The organism is Vibrio penaeicida (genome assembly GCF_019977755.1).
Lineage (GTDB): Bacteria > Pseudomonadota > Gammaproteobacteria > Enterobacterales > Vibrionaceae > Vibrio > Vibrio penaeicida.
The window spans coordinates 725,763-739,550 of the sequence record NZ_AP025144.1 but is presented as its reverse complement, the minus strand read 5'-3'; the positions used below and the strand labels follow the sequence as shown (position 1 = coordinate 739,550).

The 13,788-nt window shown below is 44.8% G+C and carries 8 protein-coding genes; all 8 read right to left on the bottom strand.

Annotation, left to right across the window (positions count from 1 at the left end; translation table 11 throughout):
• Positions 1 to 12: 12 nt before the first annotated feature.
• Positions 13 to 1,026, bottom strand: a complete 1,014-nt coding sequence (locus LDO37_RS03605; protein ID WP_101113276.1) for a Fe(3+) ABC transporter substrate-binding protein — start codon at positions 1,024 to 1,026, stop codon at positions 13 to 15.
• Positions 1,027 to 1,190: 164 nt separating this feature from the next.
• Positions 1,191 to 2,420, bottom strand: coding sequence for an ammonium transporter (locus LDO37_RS03600; RefSeq protein WP_101113277.1), 1,230 nt, complete (start codon positions 2,418 to 2,420; stop codon positions 1,191 to 1,193).
• An 18-nt stretch (positions 2,421 to 2,438) separates the two neighbouring features.
• Positions 2,439 to 2,777: a P-II family nitrogen regulator gene (gene glnK / locus LDO37_RS03595; RefSeq protein WP_126607046.1), complete on the bottom strand. Its 339-nt coding sequence runs from the start codon at positions 2,775 to 2,777 to the stop codon at positions 2,439 to 2,441.
• Positions 2,778 to 2,998: 221 nt separating this feature from the next.
• A complete protein-coding gene (locus LDO37_RS03590) occupies positions 2,999 to 3,367 on the bottom strand; it encodes a YacL family protein (RefSeq protein WP_101113279.1) in 369 nt (122 codons plus the stop codon).
• A 186-nt stretch (positions 3,368 to 3,553) separates the two neighbouring features.
• On the bottom strand, positions 3,554 to 6,142 hold the full coding sequence (gene acnB / locus LDO37_RS03585; protein WP_126607034.1) for a bifunctional aconitate hydratase 2/2-methylisocitrate dehydratase: 2,589 nt from the start codon (positions 6,140 to 6,142) through the stop codon (positions 3,554 to 3,556).
• A gap of 249 nt (positions 6,143 to 6,391) precedes the next feature.
• Positions 6,392 to 8,677, bottom strand: a complete 2,286-nt coding sequence (locus LDO37_RS03580) for a patatin-like phospholipase family protein (RefSeq protein WP_126607045.1) — start codon at positions 8,675 to 8,677, stop codon at positions 6,392 to 6,394.
• Between the two features lie 122 nt (positions 8,678 to 8,799).
• Positions 8,800 to 11,163, bottom strand: coding sequence for a penicillin-binding protein 1B (gene mrcB / locus LDO37_RS03575; RefSeq protein ID WP_224055330.1), 2,364 nt, complete (start codon positions 11,161 to 11,163; stop codon positions 8,800 to 8,802).
• Entirely contained in the window at positions 11,160 to 13,622 is a 2,463-nt protein-coding gene (gene hrpB / locus LDO37_RS03570; protein WP_126608844.1) for an ATP-dependent helicase HrpB, read from the bottom strand. Before hrpB ends, mrcB begins: the two co-directional genes overlap by 4 nt.
• Positions 13,623 to 13,788: the final 166 nt, after the last annotated feature.

Genomic DNA, 13,788 nt, shown 5'->3' with positions numbered 1-13,788 from the left:
AAAAGTTTCGAATTATAGGTCGAATTTAACTTCGTCTAGAAGTTTAATCGCTTTAGAGTGGTTACCTGCGATTTCTTCAAGAGAAATAGTATCTGCTTTGAAGTCACCCCAAGATGCAACTAGCTCAGAACGCTTAACACCTTCTTTAACTGGGTATTCGAAGTTTACTTCTGCGTACATTGCCTGAGCTTTGTTTTCTGTTAGGAATTCCATCAACTTCTTAGCATTCGCTTTATTTGGCGAGTGCTTAGCCATAGCCATACCACTGATGTTTACGTGAGTACCCGCTGCTTTTTGGTTAGGGAAGTTAATGTAAACCGCTTCAGCCCAAGCAAGTTGATCTTTGTTGTTTACCATCTTGCCAAGGTAGTAGCTGTTACCCAAAGATACGTCACATAGACCTTCTTTGATTGCTTTAACTTGTGCTCGGTCGTTACCTTGAGGTTTACGTGCTAGGTTAGCTTTAACGCCTTCCAACCAAGTTTTCGTTGCCGCTTCACCTTTATGAGCAATCATAGAAGAGATAAGAGAAACGTTGTAAGGGTGCTTACCGCTACGAGTACAAATCTTGCCTTTGAATTGTGGCTTAGCAAGATCTTCGTATGTGAAGTCTTCACCTAGTTTGCCAACACGCTCACGAGAAGAGTAAACATTACGAGTACGTGTTGTGATACCAAACCACTCATTGTTGTTGTCTTGATACTGAGCTGGAATGTTCGCTTCAATCACATCGCTGTTTACAGATTGTACAAGACCTTTTTTAGACAATTCAGCAAGACGGCTGATGTCTACAGTCAGAATAACGTCTGCTGGGCTGTACTCGCCTTCTTGAGCTAGCTTTTCAGCCAAACCTTTCTTTGCAAACTTAACGTTTACTTTAATACCTGTTTCTTTAGTGAACTCTTTGAACATTGGTTCAACCAAGAAAGGCTGGCGGTAAGAGTATACGTTAACTTCTTCAGCGGCCATTGCAGAAGGAGCAACCACACCACACGCAATGGCGGAAAGGGTCAGCAATTTTTTCATCGTATTCGTCCTTTGTGAAAGCATAATGATAATGTTTATCAGTCGCCTTATTATATTCAAACGAATCTCATTGACAATCGTCCATTCTGTATCTAGATCAAAAAAACCTGTCATTTCTGACAGGTTTATCATTAATTTTGGTAACGACATGTTTCGTCTCAGTTTTATTTCACTGATACAAACTCAGGATATGCCCCTACTCCACAGTCGTGCATGTCCATACCTTCAAGCTCTTCTTCTTCCGTCACTCGGATCCCCATGGTTACTTTCAGAACATACCAAACCACTAGGCTTGCTCCGAATACCCAAGCAAAGATAACAGCGGCGCCAAGAAGTTGGGTTGAAAAAGCAGCATCTGCATTGCTCACAGGTACCATCATCAAACCAAACAGACCACACACGCCGTGCACTGAAATTGCGCCTACAGGGTCATCTATTTTCACTTTATCCATCGCGACAATACTGAACACCACTAACGCACCAGCAGCTACACCGATTCCAACAGCAACCAGTGGAGAAGGAGACAATGGATCCGCGGTGATAGCGACTAGACCCGCTAACGCACCGTTTAACACCATGGTGAGGTCTGCTTTGCCCCAAGTTGTTTTGCACACAAGCAGTGCTGCGATTGCGCCAGCTGCTGCAGCGGCATTGGTGTTCAGGAAGATTTGACCTACCGCGGTCGCATTTTCAAAGTCCGACACCATCAATTGGGACCCACCGTTAAATCCGAACCAGCCGAACCATAAGATAAATGTACCCAATGTAGCGAGAGGCATGTTTGAACCTGGAATTGGGTAGATTTCACCATTCTTACCATATTTACCTTTACGCGCACCAAGTAGCACTACGCCAGCTAAAGCTGCAGCTGCACCCGCCATGTGTACGATGCCAGAGCCTGCAAAATCACTGAAGCCTGCTTCTGACAAGAAACCGCCTCCCCAAGTCCAGTAACCTTCCATTGGGTAAATAAATGCAGTTAATACAACAGAGAAAATCAAGAACGACCAAAGCTTCATTCGCTCAGCCACCGCCCCTGACACAACAGACATGGCGGTAGCAACAAACACCACTTGGAAAAAGAAATCAGACTCAAGGGAGTGATCGGCACCTTCACCTTGAGTACCAATCAATGCGCCAAATGATGGCAACCAACCACCTTCAGCATTGTCTACGTACATAACGTGATAACCAACCAACAAGAATGTCGTACAGGCAATGGCGTACAAGCAGATGTTTTTGGTCAGAATTTCAGTGGTATTTTTTGATCGAACCAATCCCGCTTCTAACATGGCAAAGCCAGCGGCCATCCACATAACCAACGCACCTGAAATGAGAAAGAAAAAGGTGTCCAGTGCGTATCTTAGTTCGGCTACAGTTACTGATAGTTCCATAATAAAATCCTCAATTCCTTAAAGTGCTTCTGAATCCATTTCACCTGTGCGAATTCGAATCGCTTGGTGAAGGTCATAAACAAAAATCTTGCCGTCGCCAATTTTTCCCGTATGTGCTGCATTCGTAATCGCTTCTACAACACGATCAACATTGTCTGATTGGGTGGCGATTTCTAATTTTACTTTTGGCAGAAAATCCACTTGGTATTCAGCTCCTCGGTACAACTCGGTATGTCCTTTCTGACGACCGAAGCCTTTCACTTCGCTGACCGTCATCCCCTCGATACCTACGTCCGACAAAGCTTCCCTTACGTCGTCAAGTTTGAATGGTTTAATAATGGCATTGATTATTTTCATCATGTCCTCTCTGATTTGGTGTAATCCGTTAACACCTAGATAACAATCAAGGAGTGTGCCAAAAACCTAACAAGCTGATTATAAAGAATTAAAGTAATTTCAATGAGTAAACAAAAAAAGAGGATGCACAACATTAGTGCATCCTCTTCCCGAATTTGAAGCAGAGCTCAATCATTTCCCCATTTTGGGGACAGAGTAATGAAAAGCTGAAATTTGGAGCGTTAGTAGGACTTTACGAAGTCCTTCCACGCCTTGACCAAATCAACAAAATCCTCGAAGCCACAACTCGCACTGCTCTCACTTTCGTAAATATGCATATCTGGCTCATCGCATTCAGGCTGGTAGGTGAAACCATTTTCTTGAATAGTCACTTCTTCACGGGTGATCAACACGCTGATCTCTCGCCCGTCGATTTTGTCTTCGTGATGCTGACCATCAACCATCCACTCAAGCCTTTGCAAAATACCGTCAATCACACTGATTTGAGCATTCACTTCTTCTTGAAGCCAACGTCCTACGATCTCATGTCCCATACTGCATTTAACTAAGTAGTCTCCAGTCAGACTGTTCTTTGTGAATTGATATTCCATGGCGTTTTACTCGAAAAATCTTGAGGGAGCGGAGTGTATCACTATGCCGACGACGAATCGAAGATCGCCTAGTAGTAATTTTAGAAAAAATGCTGAAGATAGGTGAATCGATAGTGAGATAAGTTAGAGGAAACAAAAAACGCCCCTGACGGGGCGTTCTTAATTTAAGGTTTTACTTCAGTAAGCTTATGCTGGCTCTTGGAAGATAACTGTGTCTGCTTTTTCCGTGTACTGTCCCATCTTGTGGAAGTTTAAGTAACGGTAAGTATCCGCAGCAGTCGCATCGATTTGCTTAGCATACTCTAGGTATTCCTCTTTTGTAGGAATATGTCCAAGTATCGCACCTACCGCAGCAAGCTCTGCAGACGCTAGGTATACATCAGCACCTGTACCTAAACGGTTCGGGAAGTTACGAGTAGATGTAGACATAACAGTCGCTTTATCTGCTACACGTGCTTGGTTACCCATACACAAAGAACAGCCTGGTGTTTCAATACGAACCCCAGCGCGACCATAAATACCGTAGTATCCTTCTTCCGTTAGCTGATCACGGTCCATTTTCGTTGGTGGTGCAATCCACAAACGTGTATCCAACTGACCATTGTGTTTATCAAGCAATTTACCCGCAGCACGGAAATGTCCGATGTTCGTCATGCACGAACCAATGAAGACTTCATCAATATTGGTACCCTGAACTTCAGACAACAAACGTGCGTCATCTGGATCATTTGGTGCACAAAGGATTGGTTCACTGATATCCGCTAAGTCGATTTCGATAACATGTGCGTATTCTGCGTCATCATCGGCTTCCATCAACTCAGGGTTCGCTAGCCACTCTTCCATTGCAGTAACACGACGTTCGATCGTACGTACATCGCCGTATCCTTCAGAAATCATCCATTTAAGCATGGTGATGTTAGAGTTTAAGTACTCTTCGATGGATTCTTGAGAAAGTTTAACGGCACAACCAGCCGCAGAGCGCTCTGCTGAGGCATCTGATAACTCAAACACTTGCTCTACGGTTAGATGTTCAACACCTTCAATTTCAAGCACACGACCTGAGAATTCGTTGATCTTACCCGCTTTTTCAACTGTCAAAAGACCTTGTTGAATTGCGTAGTAAGGAATCGCATGTACTAGGTCACGAAGCGTAATACCTGGTTGCATGTCGCCTTTAAAGCGCACCAAGATAGACTCAGGCATATCCAGAGGCATTACCCCTGTAGCGGCTGCAAATGCAACCAAACCAGAACCCGCAGGGAATGAAATACCAAGAGGGAAACGTGTATGTGAATCACCACCTGTACCAACAGTATCAGGTAGAAGCATACGGTTTAACCATGAGTGGATAACACCATCACCTGGACGTAGTGATACACCTGCGCGGTTCATGATGAAGTCTGGCAATGTGTGGTGCGTATTCACATCAACAGGTTTCGGGTATGCCGAAGTGTGACAGAATGACTGCATAACCAAGTCAGCCGAGAAGCCAAGACACGCCAAGTCTTTCAATTCATCACGAGTCATTGGACCGGTCGTATCTTGAGAACCAACCGTTGTCATCTTAGGCTCACAGTATTGACCTGCACGTACACCTTCTACGCCACATGCCTTACCCACCATCTTCTGAGCTAACGTGTAGCCTTTATCTGAAGCTGATGGATCAATTGGCTTAGCGAATAAATCGGTGTCAGCAAGACCAAGAGATGCGCGAGCACGGCTTGTTAATCCACGACCAATGATCAATGGAATACGACCACCAGCACGTACTTCATCCAGTAAAACTTTACTCAATTCAAAGCTTGAGATTTCTGCGCCATTTTTGTGTACAACACCTTCGTATGGGAAGATATCGATGATATCACCCATGTTCATTTCTTGTACGTCGAGTTCAATTGGCAATGCGCCTGAATCTTCCATTGTGTTGTAGAAGATTGGAGCAATTTTGCCACCTAAACAAACACCACCAGTGCGCTTGTTTGGAACGTAAGGAATATCTTCGCCCATGAACCAAAGAACGGAGTTCGTCGCCGATTTACGAGATGAACCTGTACCAACAACATCACCAACATAAGCTAACTGAATGCCATCTTTTTGCAGCTCTTCGATTTGCTTAAGAGGACCAACGTTACCCTGATCGTCAGGCTTGATACCATCTCGTTCCATCTTCAGCATCGCTTTAGCGTGTACTGGAATGTCTGGACGAGACCATGCATCTGGTGCTGGAGATAAGTCATCAGTGTTCGTTTCACCCGTGACTTTAAATATCTTAACGGTAATTTTTTCTGCGACTTTTTCTTTTGATGTAAACCAATCTGCATCCGCCCATGATTGAAGGACTTGCTGAGCAGAGGCATTGCCTGCTTTGGCTTTCTCTTCAACGTCATAGAATGCATCAAACATTAACAATGTATGGGACAGTGCTTTTACAGCGATTGGGGCTAAATCGGCATCTTCTAGTAAAGAAACCAGTGATTCAATGTTGTATCCACCTTGCATGGTACCCAGAAGTTCAGCCGCTTTTTCACGGCTGACTAACGGGGACGTTACTTCACTTTTAGTAATTGCAGTAAGGAAGCCCGCTTTAACGTATGCGGCTTCATCTACACCCGGTGGAATACGATTTTCTAGAAGATCAATAAGGAAAGCTTCTTCGCCTGCTGGCGGATTTTTTAATAATTCTACAAGTCCCGCGACTTGTTCAGCATCAAGGGGTCTAGGTACAACTCCTTCTGCGGCACGCTCTTCGACGTGTTTACGGTAGGCTTCAAGCACGACTCATTCCTCTCATTGCGGTTTGACCTCCCTTGTGATCAAGAAGTACAAACATCCTTGGAAAAACTTGGCTGCCTTGCCGCTTTTATTATGAATAGTCTTATTCTGATTCTTAATAATCAACAGCGGCATAGGGCCAAACTGTGGGGTGGAGAATAGCAAATTTAACTTAAAATTAAAATCTTATCATTTTGACCAACATAGCAACTTGAGACTAAAGTTCTATGAATATGGTTGAATTATTTTGAATTAAAATGCAGTTCCCACGATCAGATATACTGAATTGAAATTTTGCTCTGTTTGTCCATACGCTAGAATTATAGGCCCTATTGGCGATTTTACACCCGCAAACAGCGAGCCTGCGACGTACATTGGAGCTTCGCTGATTTTAATGTTCGGATCAGACCATACTCCACCATATTCCGCAGATGCACCTATATAAACTGGTGACTGAAACAAGCCAAAGTTATTGTCAAACCAACGGTATCGATAGACTAAGCTGCCGAATATTTTGTTTTGACCGATAAGACTTTTACCTGGGATACCTGATAAATTTAGAAAGCCACCCAGTGACTTGGGCATGATAGGAACAGAAGCATTGCGGCTTCGTGTGACTTCGTACTCAGCCATCCCTACCAAAGTATGACGTTCATAGCTTCCTGCATGCCCTAGCTTTATAGCAACTTCATTAACACGATCACTGGTGTACTCGTTATTCTGATCTTCCTGAATATTGTCTTCCGATGCCAGCAGCTCAAAATGCGCTAAGCTACCTCGAGATGGAAAATTCATATCATCAAACGTGTCGTACCGATACCGCGCAAATATGCCTTTACGATTGAACAGCCCTTGCCCTAACGTTGGCAAAGTCGATATCGAAATTTCGCCAACAGTATACCGAATACCTGCCTTAAATTCCTGATCAAATGCGGGGTTTACCCCTAACGCAAGCTCTGATGAAAATTGAACATAGTTAATTGGAATGTAATCTTTTACTCCGCCAAGAGAAATGTCTTCCAATCCGTCAGACCCAAATGGCGCTTTCTTATTTTCATTCCTATACGTCATTTTTGCGCTGGTAAACACGTTCTGCTCATTGAATATTGGGCTATATAATTCCGCTTCAATCAGTTTTTCAGAGCCCATTTCGAGGTTGGTTCGAATTTCGGCACCTTTATCATTCAGAGCGGTGAAGTTGGTGCTGACACCAATGGAGTACTGACTTGCTGTTTGAAAATCATCTTCAAGGAAGAAACGAAAGTTAACGTAATTGGGTCCCCAATCTTTCTCATTGACTTCGATATGCAGCGTGGTTTTTCCACCTTCTTGTTGGTAGCGGTAAAGAACCTGTTCAAAGCGGTTAAGTGAATATAGCTGCTGAACGTGTTCTTCAAGTTTTTCTAAACCATATCGGCGACCGGCTTCTAAACCAAGAAACTGCTTTAATACGTTTTCGTTATAGTGGCTGTTATTGTGGATAACAATGTCGTCAATTAATAGCTCATCGCCATAATCGATGGCTTTTCGCGCTTCTTGTTTTCGGTAGATATACTTTTGGTAAAGTGCCGGCGTAACCACAAAGGACTCTAAGGCGTCTTTAGATTCAATAGCCGCTAGATAGCCCAATTCATATGCATCGGGCATACGGGAAAATTCGGTTGTCGACATATTGCCAACATTGGGTGTGAGCAACACATCTTTTTCTTGTAAATGGGTTGCTTGTCGCTGAGTGCTGCGTTGCACCATGTAATTGGAGAGCTGGTCACCCACATTGAGGAACGTTTTTAGCTCTTGTTTGGACTGATAATTTGTACTGATGTCCACAGCAATAACCAAGTCTGCCCCCATAGAACGGGCAAGCTCGACGGGCATATTGTTGGTTACCCCTCCATCTACGAGCAATTTGTCCCCCAAAGGAAATGGCGGTAGCGCTCCGGGCACAGACATACTAGCCATCATGGCGTCGGTTAAATAGCCGCTTTCCAATACGACGGGTTCTAGCTCAACAATATCTGTTGCTACTGCACGATACTTCACGGCTAAATCATCGAATGATGCCATAGGCGGAATATTCCCTGCGGTCTCACGCAGGATCTTATACATATTTTGCCCCTGTACCACTCCGCGCGGCGCAGTAACTTCTATCCAACGTAGTCCTAAATCGGTTCTGATCTGGTATCGGTCAAAATATTCTTTCTCACGAACGGGCAAATGCTCTCGCTCAACCCGATCGCGATAGCCATTGTTCCAATCTATCGTATGGATAAACGATTCGATTTCATCGGCCGACATACCTGTAGAGTACAACCCGCCCACAAAGGCACCCATGCTAGTACCTGTAATGATATCAACGGGAATATGCATCTCTTCCAGCGCCTTCAGAACACCAATATGGGCCGCACCTTTTGCTCCACCACCAGCGAGTACAACAGCGATAACGGGTCGTTCTTTCTCTTGGCGCTCTGCCTCAAGGAGTTGCTCCTGAGCATCAACAAAAGGGCTAAGTAAAGCCGCAACACTTACTGTTGCCACCATCACAGCGAAAGTTGCTATTCCATTAAACTTAGAGAAAAACAAAAGCACTCCTTTATCGATATCCTTATGCCCCCAGCCCTTCCCACCGCAGTTTCATGGTGTTGGGGTCTACATCAACGGCTTTAGTCAAATAAACTGCTCAACCATTTGGCGGGCTCACTTTTGCACGCCTCACGTGCATTACCTTTTTTATCCCAAACAGGAAGCGTAAATGCTTTATCGCAATCGACTTTTAATCCGCCATCTGGTTTAAGCGCAAACCCTAAAGTAGTAATTTGTGCAGGCCACGGAAGAATGAGCTGCTCTGGAATTCGGTTTTGCAAATACTGGTGGTACACCCGTAATGCCCCACTTGAACCCGTTAACTTGGTAGGCTTGTTATCATCACGACCAAGCCAAAGAGTCACCACTTCGCGACCATCCACCCCTACAAACCAACTGTCACGAGTATCATTGCTGGTTCCCGTTTTTCCTGCGAGTGTCATACGGCTAAATTGACCTTGTAAATAGCGTCCAGTTCCCTCGGCAACCGCTTTCTTCATTGCATAAGTTGTTAACCAAGCCGCTTGTTGCGAAACTCGTTGTGACACTTTGGGAATAGAACGATACAGAACATTTCCATCTAGATCTTTTACACTTCGAAGCGCGCTCAATGGTGCTTTTTTACCGGAGTTTGTCAATGTTTGGTACATCTGTGCGACTTGATAAGGTGTCAATGAAAACGACCCAAGAAACATAGACGGTACGGGACGAATTTCCTGCCGATCTACACCAAGCTTTTCAAATGTATCCATCACTTGAGGAATACCTAACTTAAGACCGAGTCTTACTGTGGGCACATTTAGTGATTTCGCAAAGGCTTGATACAAAGACACATCACCGCGAAATTTTCGATCGTAATTCTTAGGTGACCACACGCTCCCTTTACTGCCTTTGAGGGAGAATGGCGTATCATCTAACGTGGATGCTAGCGTGTATTCCGACGGATTCTGCAATGCTGTGAGATAGACCGCCGGCTTTGCCAAAGAACCGATAGGTCTTGAAGCATTCAATGCCCGATTAAAGCCGTCATATCCGGTGCGTTTGCCACCTACCATGGCGCGAATTTCTCCGCTGCGTCGATCCACCGCAATGCCAGCGGCTTCCAACCCTTTCCCGGACCTCAATTCCAATTGAGGAATTTTGGATTTCACCGCTTTTTCCAGCTCAAATTGCGAAACGGGATCCAGAGAGGTAAAGGCTTTCAACCCAGTTTGCCTTTGGAAAGCCTCACCCACTTTCTGCTTTAACTCACGGCTAACCTGCTGAAAATAGGCTGGCTGGCGGCTGGCTATTTGCGGTTTATCTTGCGTATCCAAATCGCGGCTGGCCGCCATTTCAAACTGATGAGAAGTAAGAATGTCGTGCTGCATCATCAAGCGTAATACCAAATCTCGGCGCTCTTTTGCTCGCTCCGGTTTCCGGACTGGGTTGTAATAAGAAGGACCTTTTACCATCCCCACCAATAGAGCAATTTGGTCGATACGAAGCTCTTGCAAAGGTTGACCAAAATACAACCTCGACGCCAAACCAAATCCATGAATGGCTTCACCCCGGCTTTGACCTAAGTACACTTCATTCAAATAGGCTTCTAATATTTCATCTTTGCTATAACGATAATCCAATATCAGGGCGATATACGCTTCTCGGACTTTTCTCCAGAGTGTTCGTTCACGAGATAAAAACAAGTTTTTGGCTAACTGTTGGGTCAGAGTGCTTCCCCCCTGAACAGTGCGCCCCGCTTTTACATTTGCCACCAATGCTCTAAGAATCGCAAACGGAGAAACCCCTTCATGTTGGTAAAAGTCTCTGTCTTCTGTAACCAATAAGGCATCGACCAATACTTCAGGGAATTGCTCTCGCTTTAAGAAAAGGCGGTTTTCTTCCGTATTTTTTTCCAACATCCCAAGCATTTTAGGATCAATACGCAGGTACCCCATATCTCGCTCGGATTCGAGCGACTTTATCCTTTCCAAACCTTGAGCGTTGAAATACAACATCACGTGGCGGGAAGCTTCCGGACCGTCTTCAAATTCGAAATCACGACGAATAAGTTCAATTTTTGTCGATGAAGATGAATACTCACCTGGGTGTCGAGGAGCTCGGACTTTTCGATAATTGAGTACATCCAGTTCTTTACGAAGTTGCGGTAATGTCACCGGGCTTCCGGGGCTAAGCGTTAATACTCGCCCATAAACGACTGTTGGTAGGTCAAACAGCTGGCCTTCAAATTTCTGGCGAACCACGCTATCAAGGTAGATACCGACAAAAACCAACACCGCAAACACGGTAACGGTTGTTTTCCACGCTAACCCCCAAAGAGTACGCAACCAACCTTTTGACGTTTTCTTTTTTGTTTTGTTTTGACGAGGGCGTTTCTTTTGAGTGCTCTTTTTAGCCGTCGTTTTTTTTGTCGTTCGCCCTGACGTTTTCTTTTTATCTGTCATGAATTCAACTGTCGTTTGGTTTTTGTTGTCGCCACATGGTTAGCCGGATCATCCGGCCAAGGATGTTTAGGGTAACGCCCTTTCATTTCTTTTTTTACTTCGTGATACGAGCCCTGCCAAAACGCGGCTAAATCTTGCGTTATTTGAATCGGTCGTCGAGCAGGAGAAAGCAGTTCTAACACCACCGAAACCCGCCCACTCGCCACTGTTGGAGAAGCTTGTTCACCAAACACCTCCTGTACTCTGACTGAAAGCATTGGCGGCTTTCCTTCTTGATAATCAATTTGCCGACTTTGCCCTGTAGGCAATGTATACCGCTCCGGCAACCACTCATCGATTTTCTGGTTCAATGGCCAACCCAAGTAGGCAGTGAGCGCTTGATGTATATCGACCTTTTTTAGGGTCTTCATGTTAGAAACACCGTTCATAAATGGCAACAGCCACTCTGTCAGATTATCAAGCAAGCCCGAATCTGAGACGTCCGGCCATGTTTCTTCCTCCATCCATGCCTGGCCGCATCGAATACGTTGAAGTAAACGCTCTGATTTGTCCGACCAAGGGAGAGCATGAGTGCCCCTTTCACGGATGTAATCCAACAATGCGTTGGACTTTTGTTGCTCACTGATGTTTTGGGTTGGTTTGCTTTCTAGCACAATAGCACCTATTTGCAGCCTTTCCTCTGCTAAAAGCTCTCCTTTTTTGTCATCCCAATACACATAAGTGGCTTGATTCACTCTACTTTTAGGTACAACATCCAGCGGGCAAGCTAGATACACTTGGCTGTCACTACGGTGGCTCTTCATCAGATCCACGACAACCAAGTACTCACTTTTCACTAACGAAGACAATGAATCGACTTGCGCGCCATGCCCGTTCGCCAATAGGTAGTTCTCACTTTCTGGTTTTCTTTGCCTAGCAATTCTGTCGGGGTAAGCCCAGCAAAGACATTCACCTGCAAGTGATTCATCAGTACTCCCTTTTAAAACCGAACTAAACCTAGCAGCTAAACTCGACATTCTGGTTTGTACTTTCTTTTGTTTTTGGTGATGCCCGTCTTTAAAACGTTGTAAGGCATGCATCAAGTTATCACCTTGCCGCTCTGGTTCTTCTATCAAAGCCGTTAGCGTTACCGCACACTGCAAATAAGCTGCTCCTTTCGAATGGGCTTTTAATAACATGGCAGCAGTCCTTGGGTCGGTACCCAGCGCCTGCGCCTGTTTTCCTAGCACAGACAAAGTGCCAGAATCACTCAGTAAATCGAGCTGATTGAGCAGATCTTTTGCGGTATCAATGGCAGCTTTGGTTGGCACATTAAGCCAATGCGAGCATGAAAATGCGTCACTCCCCCATTGAAGCATTTCAAGCAACACAGAAGACAAGTCGCTCCGAAGGATTTCTGGCTCTGGTACTTTGGGTTGTTGTTGGAATTGCTGCTCGCTGTACATACGCACACAAATACCAGGTTCTAGCCTGCCAGCACGACCGGCACGTTGATGAGCAGAGGACTGTGCAATCCTTTGTTGTTCTAATCGAGTGATGCCTGTTTTTAACTGAAAACTGGCAAAACGCTCCAAACCGCTGTCGATAACAATGCGAATTCCCTCAATGGTCAAACTGGTTTCCGCAATATTCGTCGCTAACACAACCTTTCTTTTTCCCTGCTCTACAGGAGAAATAGCCTGTTGCTGCTCAGCAAACGTTAATTGACCGAACAACGGGAATACATCTACGTCAGAATCAAGTTCGCTTAGTAATTCGATAACTTGATTGATAGCACCTGCTCCTGGTAAAAAAACCAAGATAGACCCGTCTTCACTATTAAGAAGAGAGCGAATCTGTTTTGCCACAGCTGCTGTCAATCTGTCATTGGGCATCAGCGGCGCATATCGGTATTCAATAGGGTAGCCTCGCCCGTCAGATTCAATATAAGAAGCCGAAGGCAACAACCCCTTTAACGCCATTTCATCAAGTGTCGCAGACATAACAAGCAATGTTAGGTCTTCTCTAAATACTTCTTGGATCTCCAAGCAAAATGCCAAACTGGTGTCCGCGTGGATACTGCGCTCATGGAATTCATCAAAAATGACCATCGCAACACCAGTCAGCTCGGGATCAGACTGAATCATCCGTGTCAAAATACCTTCAGTAACCACTTCTAAATGCGTGTTTTTACTTGTTCTCTTTTCTCCACGAACACGGTACCCAACGGTCTCACCTACCTTCTCTCCTAATTGCTTAGCGAGATAAGTGGCAATGTTTCGCGCAGCCAATCGCCGAGGTTCCAGCATGATAATTTTGCCTTCCACCACATTTTGCTTAAGCAGCTGTAAAGGCAGATGAGTTGATTTCCCTGCCCCTGGCTCAGCTTTTAGCACCACTTGGTGTTGTGTTCTTAATGCAACCAACAATTCAGGAAGAACGGCTTCTATCGGGAGCGGTAACTTAGAGGATTGTGACAATGAGAGATCCTTGTGCTGTAATGGGTTTGGTTTACAAACCGTATTCTTGATGCAAGGTGAGACATGATACTCACATGCTCTTTAATAACGTATTTTTAAATGACACACGGTAAAGTCATTCGTTTTTAAATACAGTGAGTTCTCACCAAAGCATTGTACATAATAA